This window comes from Oleiphilus sp. HI0066 (assembly GCF_001635725.1).
Map to the genome: position 1 here is coordinate 44130 of NZ_LWFH01001356.1, position 23247 is coordinate 67376.

21 protein-coding genes are annotated in these 23247 nt (G+C 43.5%); 8 read left to right on the forward strand and 13 right to left on the reverse strand.

Going from position 1 to position 23247, the window contains the following annotated elements; genetic code table 11:
• Positions 1-159 precede the first annotated feature (159 nt).
• On the reverse strand, positions 160-1833 hold the full coding sequence (locus A3738_RS20560) for an AMP-binding protein (RefSeq protein ID WP_068500409.1): 1674 nt from the start codon (positions 1831-1833) through the stop codon (positions 160-162).
• Between the two features lie 238 nt (positions 1834-2071).
• On the opposite strand from A3738_RS20560, the gene A3738_RS20565 reads away from it, so the two are divergent.
• The gene (locus A3738_RS20565) at positions 2072-2464 is read left to right on the forward strand and encodes a hypothetical protein (protein ID WP_068476562.1); all 393 of its coding nucleotides are present in this window, start codon (positions 2072-2074) and stop codon (positions 2462-2464) included.
• On the opposite strand, the gene A3738_RS20570 is transcribed toward A3738_RS20565, so the two are convergent.
• From A3738_RS20570 to A3738_RS20580, 3 genes are all read right to left on the reverse strand, one after another.
• Positions 2438-3133 (reverse strand): hypothetical protein, encoded by a 696-nt coding sequence (locus A3738_RS20570; protein ID WP_068476564.1) that lies wholly within the window; start codon positions 3131-3133, stop codon positions 2438-2440. The two genes, A3738_RS20565 and A3738_RS20570, sit on opposite strands and share 27 nt — an antisense overlap.
• A gap of 116 nt (positions 3134-3249) precedes the next feature.
• Positions 3250-3885 carry a hypothetical protein gene (locus A3738_RS20575; protein WP_068500406.1) on the reverse strand — a complete coding sequence of 212 codons (636 nt, stop codon included), beginning with the start codon at positions 3883-3885 and terminating at the stop codon, positions 3250-3252.
• A gap of 260 nt (positions 3886-4145) precedes the next feature.
• The gene (locus A3738_RS20580; RefSeq protein ID WP_068476568.1) at positions 4146-4868 is read right to left on the reverse strand and encodes a 1-acyl-sn-glycerol-3-phosphate acyltransferase; all 723 of its coding nucleotides are present in this window, start codon (positions 4866-4868) and stop codon (positions 4146-4148) included.
• Between the two features lie 147 nt (positions 4869-5015).
• Between A3738_RS20580 and A3738_RS20585 the strand changes: the two genes are divergently transcribed.
• Positions 5016-6563, forward strand: a complete 1548-nt coding sequence (locus A3738_RS20585) for a lytic transglycosylase F (RefSeq protein ID WP_068476570.1) — start codon at positions 5016-5018, stop codon at positions 6561-6563.
• 365 nt (positions 6564-6928) lie between these two features.
• Here A3738_RS20585 and A3738_RS20590 read toward each other — a convergent pair whose 3' ends face one another.
• Both A3738_RS20590 and A3738_RS20595 read right to left on the reverse strand, forming a co-directional pair.
• The gene (locus A3738_RS20590; protein WP_231876714.1) at positions 6929-7972 is read right to left on the reverse strand and encodes an adenosine deaminase; all 1044 of its coding nucleotides are present in this window, start codon (positions 7970-7972) and stop codon (positions 6929-6931) included.
• Between the two features lie 85 nt (positions 7973-8057).
• Positions 8058-8930: a DMT family transporter gene (locus A3738_RS20595; RefSeq protein WP_231876696.1), complete on the reverse strand. Its 873-nt coding sequence runs from the start codon at positions 8928-8930 to the stop codon at positions 8058-8060.
• A gap of 67 nt (positions 8931-8997) precedes the next feature.
• On the opposite strand from A3738_RS20595, the gene A3738_RS20600 reads away from it, so the two are divergent.
• The 3 genes from A3738_RS20600 to A3738_RS20610 all read left to right on the forward strand — a co-directional run bounded on the left by A3738_RS20600 (position 8998) and on the right by A3738_RS20610 (position 12863).
• Positions 8998-10914, forward strand: a complete 1917-nt coding sequence (locus A3738_RS20600) for a methyl-accepting chemotaxis protein (RefSeq protein ID WP_068476574.1) — start codon at positions 8998-9000, stop codon at positions 10912-10914.
• Between the two features lie 112 nt (positions 10915-11026).
• Positions 11027-12007 (forward strand): MDR family oxidoreductase, encoded by a 981-nt coding sequence (locus A3738_RS20605; RefSeq protein ID WP_068476576.1) that lies wholly within the window; start codon positions 11027-11029, stop codon positions 12005-12007.
• A gap of 88 nt (positions 12008-12095) precedes the next feature.
• Positions 12096-12863: a polyphosphate kinase 2 family protein gene (locus A3738_RS20610; protein WP_068476578.1), complete on the forward strand. Its 768-nt coding sequence runs from the start codon at positions 12096-12098 to the stop codon at positions 12861-12863.
• 27 nt (positions 12864-12890) lie between these two features.
• On the opposite strand, the gene gnd is transcribed toward A3738_RS20610, so the two are convergent.
• From gnd to A3738_RS20630, 4 genes are all read right to left on the reverse strand, one after another.
• Positions 12891-14339 carry a decarboxylating NADP(+)-dependent phosphogluconate dehydrogenase gene (gene gnd, locus A3738_RS20615; RefSeq protein ID WP_068476580.1) on the reverse strand — a complete coding sequence of 483 codons (1449 nt, stop codon included), beginning with the start codon at positions 14337-14339 and terminating at the stop codon, positions 12891-12893.
• A gap of 9 nt (positions 14340-14348) precedes the next feature.
• Positions 14349-15071, reverse strand: a complete 723-nt coding sequence (pgl, locus tag A3738_RS20620) for a 6-phosphogluconolactonase (protein ID WP_068476582.1) — start codon at positions 15069-15071, stop codon at positions 14349-14351.
• A gap of 12 nt (positions 15072-15083) precedes the next feature.
• On the reverse strand, positions 15084-16583 hold the full coding sequence (zwf, locus tag A3738_RS20625) for a glucose-6-phosphate dehydrogenase (protein WP_068476584.1): 1500 nt from the start codon (positions 16581-16583) through the stop codon (positions 15084-15086).
• Positions 16584-16719: 136 nt separating this feature from the next.
• Positions 16720-17385: a PEP-CTERM sorting domain-containing protein gene (locus A3738_RS20630; RefSeq protein WP_068476586.1), complete on the reverse strand. Its 666-nt coding sequence runs from the start codon at positions 17383-17385 to the stop codon at positions 16720-16722.
• A gap of 246 nt (positions 17386-17631) precedes the next feature.
• On the opposite strand from A3738_RS20630, the gene A3738_RS20635 reads away from it, so the two are divergent.
• Complete coding sequence (locus tag A3738_RS20635) at positions 17632-18348, forward strand: YebC/PmpR family DNA-binding transcriptional regulator (RefSeq protein ID WP_068476587.1); 717 nt, start codon at positions 17632-17634, stop codon at positions 18346-18348.
• 40 nt (positions 18349-18388) lie between these two features.
• On the opposite strand, the gene A3738_RS20640 is transcribed toward A3738_RS20635, so the two are convergent.
• Together A3738_RS20640 and A3738_RS20645 are read right to left on the reverse strand one after the other, a co-directional pair.
• The gene (locus A3738_RS20640; protein ID WP_068476589.1) at positions 18389-19171 is read right to left on the reverse strand and encodes an alpha/beta fold hydrolase; all 783 of its coding nucleotides are present in this window, start codon (positions 19169-19171) and stop codon (positions 18389-18391) included.
• 2 nt (positions 19172-19173) lie between these two features.
• A complete protein-coding gene (locus A3738_RS20645; protein ID WP_068476591.1) occupies positions 19174-20931 on the reverse strand; it encodes an amidohydrolase family protein in 1758 nt (585 codons plus the stop codon).
• 186 nt (positions 20932-21117) lie between these two features.
• Between A3738_RS20645 and A3738_RS20650 the strand changes: the two genes are divergently transcribed.
• Both A3738_RS20650 and A3738_RS20655 read left to right on the forward strand, forming a co-directional pair.
• Positions 21118-21585, forward strand: coding sequence for a DUF4124 domain-containing protein (locus tag A3738_RS20650; protein ID WP_068476593.1), 468 nt, complete (start codon positions 21118-21120; stop codon positions 21583-21585).
• The gene (locus A3738_RS20655) at positions 21576-22478 is read left to right on the forward strand and encodes a M23 family metallopeptidase (RefSeq protein ID WP_068476596.1); all 903 of its coding nucleotides are present in this window, start codon (positions 21576-21578) and stop codon (positions 22476-22478) included. Before A3738_RS20650 ends, A3738_RS20655 begins: the two co-directional genes overlap by 10 nt.
• An 18-nt stretch (positions 22479-22496) precedes the next feature.
• Here A3738_RS20655 and A3738_RS20660 read toward each other — a convergent pair.
• A partial coding sequence (locus A3738_RS20660; RefSeq protein WP_068763817.1) for an AEC family transporter occupies positions 22497-23247 on the reverse strand: 751 nt, incomplete at its 5' end.

Below are 23247 nucleotides of genomic sequence, written 5' to 3' on the forward strand. Positions count from 1 at the left end.
TCGATCGCCTTTTATTCGTATTTTAGAAAACGTGTTTCATTAATTTTTTGACAATATTTTTGAATGATAAAAGGACTGAGTTCAAATTGAAACAACAATTTAAACTCAGTCCCGATAGCGCAAATTAGCCTTGCTTATACAAACCCTAAACTCCTACGGTCAATCCCATAAGACAGATTCTTTCGCTTTAAACCAAGTCTCAACTTTCGGCGCGTAATGTGACTCAATCACATCTCTTTTTATTTTCATCGTTGGTGTTAAGAAATTATTCTCAATCCCCCAGACATCACTCACCACAACAATAAACTGAATTGCCTCATGCTGATCTAAGGTTGCATTAACAAACTTGATTAATCCCTTAAGGCTCTCCGAGGTTTTGTCGCGAAATGCTTGATCACCATGCATAGCCTGCAAATGCTCTGGCAAAACAGCCACAGCATATGGTTGAGCACAATCTGCACCCGCAACGCAAACAACTTCAATCGCTTGATCGACCATCAACTTATTTTCGATAGGCGCTGGCGCAACGTATTTACCTTTACTGGTCTTAAAGATTTCTTTAATTCGACCTGTAATCTTTAATCGACCTAACTCATCAATCTCGCCTTTATCTCCCGTCAATAAGAAACCATCTTCGGTGTAGCTTTCTTTGGTTTTCTCATCATCTTTGTAGTAGCCCATCATCGCAGCAGGGCTTTTAATTTCTATCTCACCTTTTTCAGAAATTCGCTGCTGAACCCCAAGCAATGGCTCGCCGACATACCCGACTCTAGCGCGACCAGGCATACTGATATGTGAATAAGCAAAATTCTCCGACATGCCATACCCTTCCATCAATTCCAGTCCTAAGCCTCGGTACCAATTAATAATATCTTCTGACAAAGGAGCTGAGCCACTCACAGCAAAGTGACAATGATCTAAGCCCAAGTTCTTCAATACTTTTTTATTTACAAGAGAAGATATGATCGGAATACTCTGAAGGAACTTCAGTTTTTCAGGTGTCATTTTCTGGAATACACCGAGCTGGAACTTCGCCCATAATCTCGGTACAGAGATAAAGACCGTTGGTCGCGCACGCTTTAAGTCCTGAACAAATGTATCAAGCGCTTCTGCAAAGAAAAGATGAAAACCCACATACAAAGACGCCTGCTCTACGGCATAGCGCTCAAATACGTGCGCCAAAGGCAAATAAGAAAGCATGCGTTCTGAATCTTTCATCTCAAGTGCCTCAGAAACACCTTTCGCTGCCATACTCATAGCCCCAAAAGAAATCATGACACCTTTAGGTTTGCCAGTACTCCCCGAGGTATAAACAATCGTTGCTAACTCATCGGCATCACGAACCGTTTCTTCCATAAGCGGTTTATGGTCGGCAACAATTTGCTCCCAAGTTTGGAAATCATTTGGCGGGCTAAGTGAATAAGATAAACAGGGAAGATCATCTGGAACACCAGCTTTCATCTCATCCCAGTCATCCAATTTACCAACAAAAAGAAGTTTTGAATCACTGTGTTCTAGAATATATCGAACGGTCTCTGCGTTTAATGTCGGATACAGAGGTACAGTGACATGCCCCGCCATCCAAATAGCCAAATCTGACATGATCCAGTGCGCACAGTTTTTCGATAAAATAGCAATCTTGCTTTTGGGAGGGAGGTCTAGAGACTTTAAATAGGAGGCCATTCTTCTCGCCTCACCAACCGCTCGATTCCATGTGTATTCTTGTACCTGATCCCCGCCCATCGGCTGTGTCAGATATAAGTCATCAGCTTTTGCTTTTTCCCACTTATAGGCGTAAGCGAGTGGCGATAAAAATCCGTTATTTGCTCCCATGAACCCCTCTCTATTTATTATTGGTGGACTTACGAAGAGCAACCATCATAAAAGCAGTGCCACAAAAAAGATATGTTAAATGCAGCCAAGCGACTATTTGCAGTGTGATTGCAAACACAACAAGCAATAATAGAATTTGCTGCGCTCTGAAATCTCGACTATATCACTACGGCGCTTGGTAATTTTGCTAGGCTAATCATCACAATTAAAACGATAACCATAGGCTTAAGGAACTGATATGTCGCCTAATCAGGTCGTATCGAACGAGCATATGGATACCTTGAAGTCGCCATACACATGTATCAAATGTGGCGAAGGTTCTATGATACCAGCCGTTCAAGAAGGTGAGCCGGAGTACACCGAAAACTATCTATGCGTGAAGTGCCATTTCCATGACACGATTCCCGCGCATGGGATACTCATTAGTCAAGCAGCAACGAGTGTCATAGGACTGTTGCTATGCTTCTTTCTATTTTATGACTATGTATTCGCCTCAACGCCAGATTCTGCTAACACTGTCGAACATAGCGCCTTAGGTTTAGTCGTTGGAGCGTTTTGTATTGGCTTTATTTTTGTTCTTTTTAAAGCATGGAAAGGACATTTGCTAAGACAAAGCTACTTGACTCGTTAGCAACCAACCAAGAAGTGACCCTACTAACACCAATGCTAAAACAGGCTTCGTGATAGCAAGCAGCTTGTTACGTACTCGACGCCTAGCTCTTAACTGTGGCAAATCTTTTAGTAATGAACTTGGCTCGTTCAATGGATAATGTATAAAGACCGCACCGTCTAAACATTGATTGTAGTCGCTGCTTCTCGCGATATTTTTGACTGCGCCCTCAACAGAGTTAGGTGATTCAGACAGCATCAGATCCAAAGCATCACCTATCTTAGAAACATTAGGCAATAATAAAGAGTTGCCAAACACCAATATTTCATCAGTATGAAGGTCGCCGATAATTCGCTCAACCTTATGAGAAGATTCCGAAATTAGAGGCAATACGCCCTCATCTCCATGGAGTAAGGCAGCTCCCATCTCGCCGATCCAACACAACTCATAATGGAACGAATCAAAGCGGCATAGAAGAATATTTGCACCATCACGCTGAAATTCGTCAAGTACACCAAGGCCAGCTTTCAAAGTCTCAGAAAGGCTTAAACCACACTCAAGACCATTCTGAATTCGCTCGTTCAGCGCGGATATATCAAAACCAGAATCAACACAAACCCATACACCATAGTCACTTAATTCAAATGAAGAAGACTCAGAAGATCCGAGATGGATATAGGTATTAAGCATGCCGAAAAAACCATTGTATTTTTGCGGCAGAGGTTATCAGTGCACAGAGCAGTTAGATAGAGGAAATACTTACCATGCGATTACATATTTGAGCACACAGTAAAGAAACAATTAAATTAGTGAGAGCTAACCAATTTCGCTTCATCCAGCATAGCCAAGACAACTTTATCCGACATCACTGGATTTGCCATAGAAGGTTCGTCATCCCCTTCAACGAGAATAACCTCTTCATCGAGTTCCTTTACCTGTTGCAAGAACTTTGCAGTCATCATGCTTTCAGGAATAGGACGATGAAGAGTAGGAATAGATTCTTCTTTCGGAGGGTTAACTTTATAGCTCGCTAAATCAACCGCTGGAGCGATTGCTTCAACATGATCATTCTCGGCAGCAGAATCTAGAAAATTACTAGTTTCCGATACGTCAGCTGCACGAAAAGCTTTGATCTCATTTTGTGCAGGCTCTACATCGTCAAAAAAACCACCGATGTAATCATCAAGAATTTGCGAAGCTGTTGTATTTGAAGATTCTGAAATGGGTGCAGATTCAGGCTGTGAAGGAGCATTACTTTCTACTGAGCGAGAGAAACGATCAACAATGATTTCTTCCGAATCAATCGATTGCTTGATCGTAACGTGTTCATCGTTCTGCTTTTTCGTTGCAATACGATACTGTCGAGCGACTTGAACACCCAGTAATGCGAGCAAGAGACCACATGAGGCCTCAAGCACGTGAATAAACATGCTGATGAACATACCTTGGCTTTCCCTAGTTGCACTTTCGGAACACATCACCAAACATCAATGTTTTAGGTTGTTCCGCTATATTATTTATAGTTTTTTGAGTATCTGAGGCGTTTAGTAAGCGATATTTAGCCTCAATATCTTTTAGCAACAAGCGCGTTGCAGCGTCTCTTTACAAACTTTTTCTATACAACTTTTTTAAGAAAAAACATTATACGAGTGTGATCGTATCAAACTGTGATTGATTGTCCAAATCGGTCAATTAGCGACCATTAAATTTGAGCTAATTCAGCGTCTAATTTTTCAATTTCTTCTCTAATCTGCGCATGCATCGAGGCGCATAATTGCGGTATATCGTCTTCGGTTTTCCCTGCGGCGTCAACGGCAGGCAATATGTCTATCAAAACCTTTCCTGAACACCATTTATTTAAATCTAAACGCCCCGCATAGGTGCTTGCAGCAATGGGAGTTATCTTACACTGAGCTTGGACTGCGATATGGAAAGCCCCTTTCTTAAACTCTCCTAAGCCCTTTCCTAGGTTTCGCGTTCCTTCAGCAAAGACCCATATTGAGCGACCTTGGTCATTAATTGCTTCACTAACCTGACCTAATGCATCGATTGAGCTTTTTGCATTCCTGCGATCAATGAGAACATTGCCTGCCAGCCAATACAATTGACCAAAAAAAGGAATCCATTTCAATGAACGCTTCCCAATGCTAGCTGTACCGTGCGGTACAATGCAGCCAAGCACATAAAGATCAAGATTGGACTGATGATTCGAAACGATGACGCCTGGTTCAAGTTTCTTGAAACGTTCTTCGTTACGCACTTCAACATTAACACCCAAAAGCTTCAAACCACCATAGCTAAATGCTTTTGCCATAATTCGGTTATTATCGAGATTGAATGGACGGCATAGACAAACGAATACACCCAACACCGCAACCACAACAAAATACAGCGAAAACAAAATAATTCGAACCAACTTCAGCATCGTCAAAAACTACCTAACGCAATGTAATACAGAGGCGCACAGTATAGTGTTTGAAACAAAAGTACAGATAATTTTTGTGAGATTTCGCGTCACAAAAAAGATGAGCTACGCTTTACGCAGAAACGAGTAAGCTTTTTAGGTGTTCTCTTGTACATACACAGCTTTATATTCCTTATTCTTATTAGCCTTCATCTGATTGCCCCTTTGTCTTATGCGGACTCTAGCGTCACAAGCGCAGGCGATGTCCAGACACCCGTTGACGCCGAAGAAAAATCTACTTCAGAGGATACGCCTGAAACCGAAGATTTATATTCAGTCGCGAACGCCGAATTCCGTGATGCACTGAGCGCAGTGCATCACGATGACCTGTTTGAAATTATTGAGCGCGGCTCAATCCGTGTTCTCGTTACCTATAGCAAAACACATTTTTTTCTTGATAAAGCGCGCCAGCACGGTCTCAGTTACGAGATGCTCAATGCCTTTGAGCAGTACTTAAATAAGCGTTACAAGAAACGTCGTAAAGGACGCGCATTGTCAGTGATTGCAATCCCCGTAACGCGTGATGAACTCTTTGAAAAATTAGAGTCAGGGCAAGCCGAACTCGCCATTGCCAACTTAACTATTACACCTGAACGCAAGCAATTCGCAGATTTTTCAATCCCTACCATCAAACAAGTTAAAGAAGTCATTGTCGCCAATAAGAGCGCTCCCATTTTAAAAAGCATTGATGACCTCTCTGGAAAAACCGTATTCGTTCGGGAGAGCAGCAGCTTCAATCAACATTTACTCGAACTTAATGAGTCATTTGTCGCGAAAGGAATTCCTCCTGTCATCGTTATTCATGCCGATGAACATTTAGAAGTCGAAGATCTCATAGAGATGGCCAACGCCAACCTCATTCAATACACCGTTGCAGATGACCATATTGCAAATTTGTGGCTAAAAATATTTGACGATGTCACCTCTTATCCGGGACTTGCAATTAATACTGGCGGGAGTATTGCTTGGGCTGTCCGAAAGAATACGCCAAACCTTATTTATGAAGTAAATCGTTTTCTCAAGCGTCACCGAAGCGGAACACTGTTCGGCAATGTCGTAAAAAATAGGTACTTAGAAAACCCTTACTGGGCCAAGAAGGCTCTTACAGAGGACAGCAGAGAGAAGTTTGAAACGGTGGTAGGTATTTTTGAAAAATATGCCGACTTGTATGATTTCAATCATCTCATGTTACTCGCTCAAGGCTATCAAGAGTCAACACTAGATCATTCGAAGAAAAGCCCTGTTGGCGCCATTGGTATTATGCAATTGATGCCCAAAACCGGTTCATCAATGAAAGTGGGAGACATAAAAGAACTAGAGAATAATGTGCACGCTGGAGTGAAGTATTTAAGAAAGATTATCAATCACTACTTCAACGACCCCAAAATTTCAGACGCCAATAAGGTACTGTTCGCATTTGCTGCTTACAACGCTGGACCAACAAGAATTCATCGATTGAGAAGAACAACAAAAAAACTTGGTTTAGACCCAAACAAATGGTTTGGTAACGTAGAGCATGCCGTTGCTAGACATGTAGGCAGAGAAACGGTGAGTTACGTCGCCAACATTTCAAAATACTTTATCGCTTATCAATTGATTGAGGAACAGCAGAAAATTAGAGATGCCGTTAAAGAAAGTAGCAACGACACCTTCTAAATACTGGATTACAGAGAAGCACCATCAAATACAGTAATCTCTAACGCGCGAGCATCGACATCATCTAAGCAGACTACATTGACTCTAAATTGACCAGGCTCCCTGCGCGTTTCATGAAAAGTGTAAATACCGCATTTATTACAGAAAAAATGTTCTGCCACCTCAGTACCAAAATGGTAGCTACTTAAACACTCGTTTCAATAGACAGATCATTTGCAGCAATCGAGAGGGGCGTCATGACAGCCCCTTTGCGCCGACAGATTGAACAAATACATAGCAAACCGCTCTCGATTTCAGGTCCATCAAAGTTAAACTTGACCGGACCACAGTGGCAACTTCCTTGATGCTTCATCTTATATTTTCCTCTATGCGATAACTTTCTTAAGCTTTTCTAGATAATTATTTTCCAAGTCTCCAGATATAAAACTACTTCGAATGCTATTTTCAGCAAGACGCGCGGCTTGAGCTCGCGTCATCGCTAAATCATTTGCCATGAATTGAAAGTTATCTAACAAGTATCCTCCAAAGAATGACGGGTCATCTGCGTTAACAGTCGCCATCAACCCCCGATCGAGCATTTGAAGGATTGTGTGATCAGCCATCTTCTCAAACACTTTCAAACGCACATTGCTTTGCGGACAAACCGTCAGAGGAATACCCTCTTCCACTAGCCGTTCAACAAGCGCTTCGTCTTCCAAACACCGAACGCCGTGATCAATACGATCAACTTTGAGTAAATCTAAAGCCTCATATATATATGACGGCGGTCCCTCTTCACCAGCATGAGCGACAGCCTTCAGCCCAAGGTCTCTAGCCTGTGCAAAAACACGCTCAAACTTAGAAGGAGGATGCCCAACTTCCGATGAATCAAGCCCTACTCCGAGAATATGATGCAAATATGGCTTGGCTTGCTCAAAGCATTCGAATGCATCCTGCTCACTGAGATGCCTCAAAAAGCACAAAATCAATCCGCTCGTTATGCCAAGTTGTGTTGCCGCGTCGCTCAGTGCCCGCGTTATTCCATCAAACACCACACCTATATCGATCCCACGTTCGGTGTGCGTTTGAGGATCAAAAAACAACTCCGTATGCACAACACCTTGCTCGTGACAGGTAAGTAAGTAAGCCCAAGTCAGATCATAAAAATCTTGTTCGTTTAATAAGACTCCCGCACTTTGATAATAGATATCTAGAAACGTTTGAAGGTTCGTAAACTGATACGCTTCACGAACCTCTTCCACAGAATTGTATGGTAGAGCCACAGCATTACGTTCAGCGAGTTTGAGCATAAGTTCTGGCTCAAGAGAACCTTCAATATGCAGATGCAATTCCGCCTTCGGCAATGCGCGTAAAAAGGCCGTATCCGCTACTTCCTCAGGTCTCGAAGTAGTCTTCCAAATATCTCTCAACTTACTCACCAAATTTCGATTTCATTAAAAATATGCATCTCATTTTGCCATCAAGGCTATCGAATGCAAACGCACTACAAATCCTTTAACTAACCTTGGTCTTATGCATCACATTTAACAATGCACCGAGCATAATCAAAACAACCCCGACTACTGCAAGTATGCTCGGCACTTCAGCAAAAAACATCCAACCAAAAATAACGGAAAAAACAACCTGCACATAAGAAAATGCCGTTGCCCTCGCAGCAGTTTCTGTTTTCATCGCTTTTGTTAAGCCCTCTTGACCGATCTGAGTAAATATCCCCACGGCCAATAAAACAAAATACGTTGTCCAAGACTCTGGCACCACAAAGTCGTTCCCTAATACAACAAGAGAAAACGGTAAAGCGATTAAGGGGAAATAAAAAATAATGACGGAGCTGTCTTCAAGGTGACTAAGTTTTCGCACCAGCACATAAGCAATGGCACTGCCGAATGCTCCAATCAAGGCAAAAATAACGCCTAGTTGATCGAGTTGAGTAAGACTACCTCCATGCACCCAACTTGGCTCAACAACCAAAATTAAGCCGACAAGACTCAAAACGATGCTCCCCAACAAAGACGCATGAAAACGCTCGGCTAAAAAAAACAAAGCTAGTACTGCGACGAAAACAGGGTGTAAATATTGAAGCATCGTGGCTTCGGCAAGAGGAAGACGAGTCAATGCACTGTATACAGCAAGCAAGGCCACTGCACCAACAAAACCTCGCGCAAACAATAGACCTCGATGACTCCCTAAAACAGACAAGCCTTTTCGCTTGGCAAAAAAGTAGCTAAGGAGCAGAGACACCAGCGCTCGCGCTGCCACAATTTGTAGCACTGGAATACCATCCTCGAATGCCAGCTTTACACAAACAGCCATCAACGAGAACCCCAAAGCGCTCAGAAGCATATAGCGCAATCCGATAGAAAAATTCATATGCATCTAGCTCTCTCAATTTTGAAATGCATCTATACTTTCTGTTGAACAATATGAGGAACAAAAAATGTTCAGCTGGAAACAACTTAATATAAAAAACAAGCTCATACTTATCATGAGCTCAGCGCTTATTATTTCGATGGCAATATCTATGCTCATCACTAACTATTTGGTGAGCTCTAGTACTACAAAGCGCGTCGGAGAAACTGAAATCCCCGCCATATTATCTAGTTTATCGAACGAGCTTGAGCTTCAAATTGCCCTGCCGCTGAATACAGCAAAAAATATGGCCAGTAATGCCTATATTAATGACTGGATAAAACAAGGCGAAAGCGCTGATGGCCAACCTGATCTGGCAAACTATTTAGCGCAAATCCAAGCCAGCACAGGCGCTAAATTTAGCTTCTTAGTCTCAGCGGAATCTGAAAACTATTACACTGGCGGAGGTATTCTACGATCCGTTAGTCGCGCAAACGATGGCTGGCTTTATAGCTTCCTAGACTCTCCAAACACTTTCAGCCTAGATTTAGACCAAGATACTACCACAGGAATCTTCACCCTGTTCGTCAACTATCGTGTTCAGTCTGGCAAGGCGGTGACGGGCGTCGGTATTACTGTTGAGGAATTATCGAAGCTGATTCAAAACTATTCAATCGGCGAAAATGGGTTTGTATATTTAGTCGATGGAGAGGGCCAAGTTCGTGTTCATCCTGAGACATCGCTTGCCGGTAGTGCGAACCTAAGCACGCAAGAAAAGACAAAGAACTTCTCAGAATCTCTCCTAAACAAGGAAGGGCGAATCATCCTTGAAACCGGTTCTGATACGATTCTCGCTTCACGTTATATTCCGAGTTTAGACTGGTACATTATTGCCGAAATCCCAAGCAGTGAAGTGTATGCAGCCATCAGTAACACAACCAACGCTATGATCATTTTGAATGTAATTCTGATCGCGATCATCGTCGCGATCATCGCCCTGATCGCAAATTCATTGAGTAAACCTATTAGAACCACCGCTGAGGTACTTGCCTCCATCGCCGACGGTGATGCAGATCTTACGCAACGTCTTGAGAGTAATCGCAGCGACGAACTCGGCCAGCTCGCGCAGTCTTTTAATCAATTCATGGACAAGATGGCTTCCCTCGTTGAACAAATATCTCAAACGTCATCCACCGTTAATCAGGTTGCCATAGATGTGTCGAATTCTGCCCGTCAAACCGAACAAGGCTCGAGCGAGCAATTACAGAGCGTGAACATGGTTGCCACTGCCATTACCGAAATGGGAGCAACGGTAAAAGAGATCGCTCAAAACGCCACACACACAGCAGATGCCAGCAGCAATTCAGCAAATGAAGCAAACCAAAGCCAATCTGCAGTGAGCCAAACAGTCAGCGAAATTCAAAGCTTGGATGGAGAGCTAGCAGATGCATCCAATGTTATTTCAGAGTTAGCGGAAGACATACATAAAATCAGTTCTACGCTTGAAGTCATTGCGGGCATTTCAGAGCAAACTAATTTACTTGCTCTTAACGCGGCAATAGAAGCAGCTCGAGCAGGTGAACAAGGTCGTGGTTTTGCTGTCGTTGCAGATGAAGTACGAATGCTTGCAAAACGCACGCAAGAATCGACCGAAGAGATTAATGAGATGATCTCTCGACTTGAACAGGGCTCGAGCAATGCTGTTCAGGCAATGGAAGCGGGCAAACAACGCTGCGAACTGGTTGTTACCGGCTCTCAAGAGATCAATGCATCTCTTGAATCGATTCGCATAGCCATCCAAAGCATTTCTGACATGTCCTTCCAAGTTGCAACGGCAACGGAACAACAGTCGAGTGTTGTAGAGGATTTAAACCAGCATATTGTTGCCATCAACGATATGGCAAACCAAACCAACTCTCGTTCAAAAGAGAATGCGATGTCATGCGAAAACCTCTCTTCGCAGTCACAAACACTCGCTCATCTAGTGGGCAACTTTAAGTACTAAACCACAAAGGCAGGTTCGCCCTGCCTTTAGCTTCCGCAAGTAACTCAATAAAGATAATGTTACGATTAGCGTTGGTTTAAATCCCCATACTCGAATTCAATAAGGTGCCTTGATGTTCTCTGCATTGATGCTTTATCAAGAAAGCAAAACAACCGTTGCACACGTAGCGCAAATAGACGAAAGTCAATTGCCTGACGGCGACACAATTGTCGCGGTCGATTATTCATCTATCAATTACAAAGATGGCCTAGCCATTACTGGCAAAGGAAGAATCATTCGCGACTTCCCAATGATTCCGGGTATCGATTTCGCAGGCAGAATTATCGAAACATCAAGCGATGCCTACAACGTTGGAGATTCAGTTGTACTAACCGGCTGGGGTGTAGGTGAAACTCGGGGCGGCGGCTTGGCTGAAAAAGCACGTTTAGACGCAAACCTCCTTGTCCCCTTACCTGAGGGCTTAAGCGCATCTCAAAGTATGATTATTGGTACTGCGGGATTAACTGCAATGCTCTGCGTTGATGCTCTGATAGAGAGTGGCATCAAACCTGAGTCAGGAAAAATCTTAGTCACAGGAGCAAGCGGTGGAGTCGGCTCAACTGCCATCACTCTACTTCATGCTCTTGGATACGAGGTCACTGCATGCAGTGGTCGAATAGCGCAAAACACTGCACACCTGACGCAATTAGGTGCCACTGAACTAATTGAACGATCTGAATTAGAAGAAGCCGCAAAACCTTTAGAAAAGCAACGTTGGGCAGGTGTCATTGATACCGTTGGAGACAAGGTACTAGCTAAAGCGATTGCTCAAACACATTACAATGGCGTGGTCGCTTGCTGTGGTCTTGCCGGAGGTTTTGGACTCCCTACAACGGTGATGCCTTTTATTTTACGAAATGTGCGACTTCAGGGTATTGATTCAGTTATGTGCCCTATCGAAAAGAGAACGACTGCTTGGAAACAACTCACCGAACTTTTACCACAAAGTTTCTACGAGCAAGCGAGTGAGACAATTGAACTTAAACAAGTGCCAGAATATGCCGATCGTATCACTAAGGGTGATGTCACAGGTCGTGTAATCGTCAAGCTTTAGCGCTTTGTTCTAAATTGTAATCGTTGCAGAAGTCCCAAAAAAAGATGCCATACTTAACGCGACATAAATAGCGTGAAACAGGCTCGCAATGAAACTTCAAAAACTTGAACATCCGGAGCTGGATAAGAAAGAGTACGAGAAGAAACTAGAAAAGCTGCAGCTACAGTTAATGACGCTGCAGCATGGCTTATACAATCAAAATATGCGCTGCGTGGTTGTAGTTGAAGGTATTGATGCCGCTGGCAAAGGCGGCATGATTCGCCATATGACCGAGTTTATGGACCCTAGAGGGGTTCGTGTTCATCCAATTGGGGCACCAAGTATTGATGAGCTAGAAGAACATTACATGCAGCGCTTCTGGCGTTTACTTCCAAAGCGTGGGGAAGTTTCAATTTTTGACCGATCTTGGTACGGACGCGTTCTCGTCGAACGTGTTGACAACCTTACCCCCCACAAAAGATGGCAACGCGCATACAAAGAAATTTCTCAGTTTGAAAAACTGCTTATCAATGACGGCGTCATTGTCATTAAGTTGTTTTTGAGCATCTCAAAAGACGAGCAACTCAAACGTTTCAAAGAGCGTATAGAAAACCCTAAGAAGCGCTGGAAAATCACAAGTGAAGATATATTAAATCGACAAAACTGGGACAGTTACCAACAAGCATTTGAGGACATGCTGGATAAAACTGATGGCAAGAAAAACCCTTGGCATATAGTAGCGGCAAACAACAAACGATATGCCCGCATCAACGCGATGAAACATATCGCCAAACGATTAAATGCCCATATCGACACGGAACAAGTTGAATTACTGAAACCTGAAGTAGAAAAATTGGCGACTAAATATCTGCCTTAACGATTGAAATTCTTATCAACCAATACGCTACACATCATAACTCGACGACGAAGTATCTCCACCTCGCCCAGTCCAATCAGTGTGATAGTACTGTTGAGTTTCATCACCGTCTAACTGATAGGTATGCGCCCCGAAGTAATCTCGCTGCGCTTGGATCAAATTTGCAGGTAGTTTTTCGCGACTATAAGCCTCAATAAAACTTAGCGCTGAGCCAATACATGGCACCGGTACTCCACTCTCAACCGACTTGGCCACTAGCTTTCGCCACGCAGGTAAACAATCTTGCAAGATCTCATTAAAGTAAGGAGCTAAGCCTAGAAAATCGAGCTGACCATCAGAGGCGAAAGCATCACGAATTTGTTCTAAAAATACACTACGAATAATACAGCCTTCGCGCCACATCAATGCGACATTGCCATAGTTAAGTTCCCAGCCATGCTCGTCTGACGCTGCTTTCATCAGCATAAAACCTTGAGCATATGAGATAATCTTTGATGCCAACAAAGCCTTACGCGCTATCTCTATCCACTCATCTTTGTTATCAGGAATTTCAACACTAGGTTTAGAGAAATGCTTAGATGCAATTGTGCGCTGATCTTTCAAAGCAGAAATACAACGTGCAAAAACCGACTCGCTGATTAAGGTCAACGGAACACCTAAATCTAGTGCGTTGATTCCAGTCCATTTACCCGTCCCTTTTTGACCAGCCTTATCGAGAATACGATCAAGCAAATGATTACCTTGCTCGTCTTTGAACGCCAAAATATCGCGACTGATTTCAACTAAGTAGCTGTCTAATTCTGTCTCATTCCACCGTCCTAAAACGGCAGAAATCTCGTCATTATTAAGCCCTAGAACTATGCGCAAGAAATCATAAGACTCAGCAATTAATTGCATGTCGCCATATTCAATGCCGTTATGCACCATTTTTACAAAATGTCCGGCACCACCTTGTCCGACCCAATCACAACACGGCTCACCACTTCTGGTTTTGGCAGCAATCGATTGCAGTATCGGTTTAAGGTGAGGCCATGCTTCCTGACTTCCACCGGGCATAATCGACGGTCCATGACGAGCCCCCTCCTCACCACCAGAAACGCCTGCGCCCAAAAATAAAATGCCTTGTTCTGAGAGTTCTTTCAGTCTTCGAGAGCTATCTTCGAAATTAGAATTCCCACCATCAATGATGATGTCACCCTGCTCCAGATGAGGGATTAGTTGCGCAATAACGTCGTCAACAACTTGCCCCGCTCTAACCATCAGCATGATCTTGCGAGGAGTGCTTAAAGCATTCACTAGCTCTTCGATAGAGTGAGCGCCTTTGATGTTTGTTCCTTTTGCTGCGCCTGATAAAAACGCGCTGACTTTGTCTTTGCTGCGGTTATACGCCACCACTTCAAAGCCATGATTATCCATATTTAGAATGAGGTTTTGCCCCATTACTGCTAAGCCAATTACACCAATGTCTGCACTCATATCAGCCTCTTAATCGTTGACCAGTAAACTTGCCGCCGCTTCATCGAGCAACCATTGCGTCTCACCATCAAAGGCAAAAATATTCGCTGCTGGATATTGCTCAGATTCTTCTTCGTCACCAAACACATCTCGCACGATTTCTGCTTTGTTTGCCCCGGTCACGACAAAGGCAATGGATCGAGCATTGCATAAAGTCTCGGCCGACAATGACAAGCGCACCTCTCCTGTTTCGGGATGTGTTGCTGCAACCCAATTACTCTGTGCTTCGTAATCTACCTGCCCTGGAAATAGAGATGCAGTATGACCATCTTCACCTAAACCCAGTAACACCCAATCAAAACATGGGCGACCTTCATGCTTATCAAGCTTGGAAACAATCTCCTCTTCCGCATGCACTTGCTCTATCGATAATTCATTTGCACCATTTATTGGATGGAGGTTTTCTTCTGGGATTGGAACGTGTTGGAACAGTGTACGATAAGCTTCACCAAAATTACTTTGGGCACTTTCTTTTTCAACCATACGCTCATCGCCCCACCAAAAGTGCAAGTTATCCCAGCAAATTGCACTATTAAAAGGCTCCATCGCCAACAACGCGTACAGCGCTTTCGGCGTGCTGCCCCCTGACAAAGCAATATGGTAGGGCTTACTTCGCAAGCTATATGCCATCAATTGCTCAGCAAGGTGTTCTAGTAATTCATCTACCTCGTTGTAGACCTTAATCTCAAACATCGATATTGGTTCTCACAGTTCACAGTAATCAGTATCAGTTAAATTCCTGCAAGGATAACGCCACTCAAAGCCGTCTCTTGCCATCAAATCGAACGCTTCTTTTGGCCCCCAAGTACCCGAAGCATATCCGTATAACGCGGGCGACAATGATTTATATTGCAGTATGGGCTCGACATACTTCCAACACGCGCGAACAGCATCACTGCGTGCAAATAAAGTGGAATCGCCATTTAACGCATCTAACAATAAACGTTCATAAGCGCTCAACAGCTTGGTTTCACCCAAATCTTGATAATGAAAATCCATAGCGACTTCCTCTGCTTCAAAGCCAGCTCCAGGCCGCTTCAAACCAAACTTCATCACAATCCCTTCATCAGGTTGAATCCTTATGACCAGCTTATTTTTGGGGGCTTTATCCGTGAACACAGGGTGAGGGCTAGGTTTGAAATGAATCACTACCTCTGTTACGCGAGTTGGCAAACGTTTACCTGATCGAATAAAAAATGGCACGCCATTCCAACGGGAATTATTGATATGCAACTTTAAAGCAACGAAGGTTTCGGTGCGAGAATCTTGAGCAACGCCTTCTTCTTGTCGGTATCCCAACAGCGCATTTCCTCGGACTTTCGATTCGGTATATTGTCCTAAGACCAAATTATTCTCCAAATCGTCAGAACTTAATGGATGCAAACTTTGCAACAACTTAGCCACTTCATCACGCACAGCATCGCCATTAATCGCCATCGGCGGCTCCATAGCAACCATTGCCAATACCTGCAGCAAATGATTTTGGAACATATCTCGTAAAGCGCCTGCATTTTCGTAATATCCGCCGCGTCCCTCCACACCAAGAGATTCTGCTCCAGTTATTTCGACGTATTCCACATAATGGCGCCCCCAGAGAGGTTCAAACATGCCATTCGCAAAACGAAACACTAGTAAGTTTTGTACGGTTTCTTTTCCTAGGTAATGATCAATGCGATAGATCTGCTCTTCATCAAAATAATGATGTAACGAGGCATCTAATTCTTCTGCTGAACACAAGTCGTATCCTATTGGCTTTTCGACTACCAAGCGTTTATAGCCAGATTCTGCCTGCGTCATTCCATGTTGCGAAAGATGTTCAGGAATCACCTGAAATAAGCTAGGAGGTGTCGCCAGGTAATAAAGAACATTGTTCGAAGTATTATGCTCAGTAGCGAGATGACTGAGCCTTTGCTTAAGAGATGGATAAGCACTCTCGCTTGCGGGGTCCATTGCGTGATAATAAACCCGCTCCAAAAACTCGATAACGACTGAGTGATCAATCTCAGTTTCTTGCTCAATAAAAGCAAGCAAACGTTCTCTGTAGCGTTGATCATCGTAATCTGAACGACTAACGCCCAGAACATAGAGGTCTTCTGGTAGGTATTTAGCTTGAAATAAATGCAGTAAGGCGGGAATCAGTTTTCGTGCGGCTAAGTCTCCTGAGGCGCCAAAAATGACCAAGCAACTATTTTCCGTGACACGCAAGGAGCTCTCCTTATCTCATAGTCAACCAGCGATGGTGCTTAGCTCACTCTAGTACTGTGCAAATCGATACACAAGCATCAAAAACAACATGCACAAAAAAACCGGCATTAAGCCGGTTTTTTTCAATCATTCGCTATTACGAGCGTATACGCTTACGAGCACCAACTAAGGCCAGCACACCTAGCCCCATTAAGGCCAATGTACCTGGCTCAGAAACTTCAGTGACATTGATCGCTGCTAGTGCGAAATCGGTATTGCCCGGACTGATTTCATCGCCTGAATTTGCATCTGCAAAAAACTCCAACATGGTTACACCGCTGAAAAAGTTATCGCCGCTTGTTTGGAACCAACCAACTGTATTTCGAGTTTGATCACCCTCAAAGCCAAACACAGAATTTTCATCACCGTTAACTCGAACTTTGGCAAGCTCTGGTGTATTCAGGTTAGGTCCTTCGATAAATAAGTCTAAAAATGCAATCCAATCAACATCAACTGACTGGCTGAATTCAACTTTGATATACTCGTTCCCAAAGGAAATTTCGTCATCACGAACACCTAAGCCGTCAGTTTGGCACATCAACCCAGTCAAAGCAGTCGAACATGCTTTGCCTTCGGTTTTATTTGTAAATGCACCAGGATGCGAAGTGATTGTAACTTCGAGACCGCTATCATATGTGTGAGAGGCAGTTTTTTCTCCATTACTCGCCCAATGATCATCGTTCGTAAAATCGATCAATGTCGCGTTAGCCGTTGAAGCAACTAAGAACGCAGCAGCAGCGAATGCCTTTTTTAACGTTTTCATTATTTTTCCCTTATTACTACACACTATAAAGAACAATAGCTATAAACAAGCATGATTGAGGCCAACTAATATTTTTGTGATGTTTTTCATGCATTAAAGAAAAAGTGGAAAAGACCAGGAAATCAAAGATGTAAATTATTTCGACACTTAGAATGAAGTTTGCGAATTTGTGGACGAGAAATTTAGTTTCGGTTCAAATCGCTGTAGAATAAGCCCGCTTTTAGATCAACGTTAAGGAATCTGGTAATGGGTAGAGCCTTTCAAAACCGCAAAGAGTCAATGGCGAAAACTGCTGCAGCCAAAACAAAGGTTTACAGTAAATATGGTCGTGAGATTTATGTTGTCGCAAAAGCGGGCGGCATCGACCCCGATGGAAATCTTGCGCTTCGTAGCTTAATTGATCGCGCAAAGAAAGATCAGGTTCCAACGCATGTTATTGATAAAGCTATCGACAAAGCAAAAGGCGGTGGTGGTGAAGACTACTCTCCAGCACGCTACGAAGGATTTGGTCCAGGCAATTGCATGGTCATTGTTGAATGCTTAACTGACAATCCAAATCGCACCTTTGGCGATGTTCGCCAATGCTTCACCAAAACGAAAGCGAAAATTGGTACACAAGGCGCCGTTAACCATATGTTTGACCATAGCGCCATTCTTGTGTTTTCTGGAGACGATGAAGATGCAGTATTAGAAGCCCTCATGGAAGCAGATGTGGACGTAACTGACGTCGAGGCAGAAGACGGGAAAATTACCGTATTTGCACCACACACAGAGTCTTTCAAAGCAAAACAAGCGCTCATTGACGCACTAGGCGAAATTGAATTCGACGTTGATGAAATTCAATTTGTACCTCAAACGACCACACCAGTAAGCGGTGATGATGTTGAAATGTTTGAGAAGTTCTTAGATATGCTTAACGACTTAGATGACGTACAAAACGTCTACCACAACGCTGAGCTTTAATGCTTAAATTAATAAACTCAACGGCAGAGTGCTCCAAATTTTAACGCAATACTGCCGCTAGCTCTTCGGGTGCCTCCAAAGGCACCCAGTGCCCCGCTTCCGGCAATATGTTTTTCGTATGCGCGTGCATCATATCTGCCATGTAACTCGGAACATATTTATCTTTCTGCCCCCAAACAGCCTCAATATTGCATCGAGCAGATAAGCGCTCAAGGTCATTTTGAAACACCAAAAACTTGCGTGGATCGGCAGAGCGATACAATTTCAAAATGGTCGATCTAGTCTTCCATTGTGACAGTTTATGGGAGTAAGTGTGATCTATCTGCTCTGTCGTTAGCAACGCTCCTCCGCGCTTCATTTCCCATCGAAAAACGTGCTTGTTCGCCAGTAGCATGGATAACTCTCCGAGTATTGGCGTTTGCCAAACTCTCGCCCAAGGGTGCCACTTATACAGATGACTAAAAGGGAAAGATCCACCAACAACACGTTTCACTTTCTCGGGAAACTGACACGCGAAAGACAAGGCAAAAATCCCGCCCCAGTCATGTGCGACAAGCGTGAATGGCGTAGGAATTTCCAAGGTCTCAACAAGCTGATTTACATACTGCCCATACGCTTTCAACTCGAAACGATAATCCTGAGGAATTTCAGAGCGATAAAAACCGGGAAGATCCGTTAAATAACATCGATAGTCAGACGACACCTCTTTTAGAAGAGGCCGCCATAGTTCCGCTGAATCGGGAACTCCATGCAAAAATAAAGCAGGCTCTCCCTCACCTACCACATCGACATAAATCGGAGCATTGCCAACTTCAACAAACATATTTACACCTGAGTACCTGAAGCCGCTCTTAAGAACTGACCGAAGGCTCGCTCTTTACCGAGGCTCTCGACAATTTCTTCGTTCTCAAACGCTATATTTCCGTTAATAAGCACAGCATCTACCAAGCCTGGATTACGGTTAACCATGCGATCTATATTGCCAAACTCTTCAATAGGCGCTTCATGGTATAAATCTAGCTCTTGGTCCAGTCCTTCTGGGTCAAGTACAACGATATCAGCACGACTGCCTTCTCGAATATAGCCCGCATCGATATTGAACCAATCTGCTAGTTCACCAGTTACACGCCAAATAGCTTCCTCCATAGTCATAATATGGCGCCCCTCTTTCCCTGCATCGCGCACAAGCTTCAACAAACGCAGAGGGAAGTTGTAATAGGCCATATTACGAATATGCGCCCCAGAATCTGCAAAACTAATTAACAGGCTTTTTTCGCTTACTAACTTCTCTAACTTTGAATGCCTATAGTTTGCGATCACGGTATGCCAGCGCAACTGCGTTCCATATTCGACAACCAAATCAAGAAACACATCAACAGGATGCAGAGAACGCTGCTTTGCGACCTGCCCGAAACTCATACCTTTTAAGCTCTGATCTGGGCACTCAACAATCGTTGCGTCATTGAAGTCTCGCTGCCAAACACGAGGCCCCCATTTTTTGTCATATTCTTTTCGGAATCTTCGTCGATACCCTTCATCTTTCATTAAGATATTACGCTCAACTTCATCTCTTAAATGCAAGGCTGCCTCACCTGCACCAAACTCTTCAAAAATAACTAAGTCGATGCCATCGGCATATACCTCAAACGGGTTGGGTAAAGATTGCCAACGAAAATCAGCTTTACCTAGCTTATTGATCAAACGTGTAATTGGCGCAACAACCGATACAAGCATTGGATTGGCTTTCAAATCCATCAAAGAAATCAAGGTTGTCTTGAGTGGCTTTCTGAAAAATAGCCCCATACTTTCCCAGAAGAAAAGGAACATATTTACCTTTGTGACGATGTTGGGTGCGCCTTGATGAATCGCATCATACTTACGTAGCACAGCATTTAGACGACGAAATTCTTTCCACTTAGCATAGGTCGAAGGCAGTGAAGCGCTACGATAACGATCTCCATCTAACTTGTCCCAAGACGTCGTCATGGCTGACATACCTAGCAAACCGTGTTTCAAGGCGTCATCCAGCATGGATTCCATCTTTTGATATTCATGCTCTGAAATATCTGCGTTGCGATCTACTGCACGCCCCAAACCTAAGACAGCAGCCCTAATTTCAGAATGACCAATAAAGCTACTAATGTTTGGCCCTAGAGGATGCTGTTCTAGAAATTCAACGTACTCACTTACGTTGGTCCAAGTTTTCTTTTCCTTCAACAAGGGAAGAACATGTTCTCTGGGAACAGACTCAACACGCGTAAATAGATCAGAGCAATCCTCAGCATCTAATGACGTCATGCTAATGGAACAATTGCCTATAGTGACCGTCGTGACGCCATGGCGAACAGATTCTTTCAAGCCCGGCGACGCAATCAACTCTGCATCATAGTGTGTATGTGTATCGATAAATCCGGGGGTCACCCATTTTCCTGAAGCATCGATGACACTATCTGCTGACGTAATCGGCTGATCACTCAACTGTGCCACGACACCATCCTTGATCCCGACATGTTTTATCTTTGAATGAGATTTTGAGCCATCAAACAAGATCCCATGATTGATCGCAATATCGAACTGAGCCATATTTCCTCCCCCGTATTTTTATTTTTTTACGAGTCAATGCGTAACTTGATTGAAGTAAACACTAATTTAGGAATGACGATACTTCTAGCCCATCACAAATAATTGATGAAATCGGACTTGTTAGAAGTTTTTGCGCCACGTAGCATATTTCATTCATTAAGGAAGAACGCTTTAAAAGGACTTTAAATGCCAAATCGACGCAACAAAAACCTATACCTCATAGCCTGCACTTTTAGCATCATGTTGACTAATTTCGCGCACGGACAAGTCTATAAGTGGGTCGATGATGAAGGTAAAACGCACTTTGGAGATCGACCTCCAACTGGAACATCAGCTACAAATATCAGTGATGACATCCAGCCTCTTAATATCTCAACAGATCTCAGCAATCCTGAAATGGTTAAGAATGCCAAAGAACAATGGCGTGCTGAAAAAATCCAAGCCGCAGAGCAAAAAATTCTCTTAGAAAAACAAAATGCCGAAATTCAAGCCGCCAAAAAGAAGTATTGTGAAGAAGCTGCGAAGCGTCTAGCCGACATTCAAGGTCCCGTCGTTTTTTATGATGAACACGGTGAATTCGTGAAAGTAACAGAACAAGAACGGAAACAACGCGAAAAAGACTTACGCGCAGAGATTCAAAGAACGTGCAAATAATAATTAGCGCTCTTGCTCTTTCCTTTATCCTCGTTTCGCAACATGTTGTTGCAAAGATATACAAATACCAGGACGCGAATGGAAACTGGCTTTTTACAGATAAAAAGCCTGAGGCCAAAAACGCTCAATCCATCAACATAAGAAAGACGAAAAAAGATTCTCCTCCAGAGGTTTCATTAAGCAAAACTATCACCGGGGACAAGGCGGAGTTTCGTATCGAGAACAAGCTACTCACCTCAGTTCATTGCGAAGTTCAATTACCCGAGGAAGAACCTAACACTTACCTTGTTCAAGCATTCTCAAACACAGTTATCTTGCAAACTGATCGCACTCACATGCGTACAAACGAGATAGAATTCTGGTGCATACTCGGAGATCCACATACAAGACCAGACGCCACTGCAACTTACCTTGTTCCGTTCAAAGGCCACCGCCTTTTAGAGGTTTCTCAAGGTTTCAACGGGCGCTTCAGCCATGCACAGGAACCTCAAATACATGCTGTGGATATCGCCATGCCCATTGCAACACCAATTAGCGCTGCGCGCGATGGCATCGTAATCAGCATTAAAAACAACTATTCCTACGCAGGGACCAATAGCGGCTTTTTTCTAGACAAAGCTAATTACGTGCAAGTACTTCATGAAGATGGCACCTATGCCATTTACGGCCACTTATTAATGGGCAAGATAGATGTCGCAGTAGGAGATAAAGTCAAAGCTGGCGATTTGCTTGGTCGCTCTGGTAACTCAGGTTTTTCGACCGGCCCACATTTACACTTTGTGATTCAATACAACGACCAAGGTACGATGAAATCTGTGCCCTTCCGATTCATACAATCTGATGGCTCCACTGTAAAACCAAAACAAGGCATGTGGTTAAAACCGTCACGCTAAAAAGCGTAATTAGATTCATTAAAGGACAAAAGTGAACACGATCGGGAGAGTAATAAGCGCCGATAGATTTCCTAACAACACGATAGATGCAACACGATCAGGCTCTTGATTCAACTGCTCTGCGATCAAAAAATTCAGTACTGCTGGAGGCAAAGCGGCAAAGATCACAAGCATCGCAATGAGATCTTTCGATAAACCTGTGAAAGGCAAAACCATTGCGAGCACCAATGCCAAACTCAATAAGCCAGAAAGTGGTGCCCAGATTGCTGAAACGAGCCCGAGACGGATATCAGAAAGTTGCGTTTGGGCCATTCGCGCACCTAGCGATAACAGCATTAGCGGGATGGATATCTGACCTAGCATTTCAACGCCAATAGCTACTGGTTGCGGCACAGAAAAATCTAAATAAGCGACCACAACACCCACGAGCGTTGCTTGCAAGATCGGGATTTTCAGTAACGATAATAAAGATGATTCTGTTCTTAACATCCGCATTCCCAAAGAAAAATGCAGTGTATTTTCAATCAAAAATAAAATCACAGCTGCTGCGATAGCCTGTTCGCCAAATGCAAGTAACAGTATCGGCAACCCTAAGTTTCCAGAGTTTCGAAACATCATTGGAGGAAGAAAAGTTCTCCAAGAAACACCTAAACGCTTCGTTAAAGGGATCGATAACAGACCAGGTAGGAGTACAACCAACACCGCAACAAATGAGAATAGCAAATACTGATCAAGCTCAATATTTTTTTGCGACAGTACTGAAAAAATT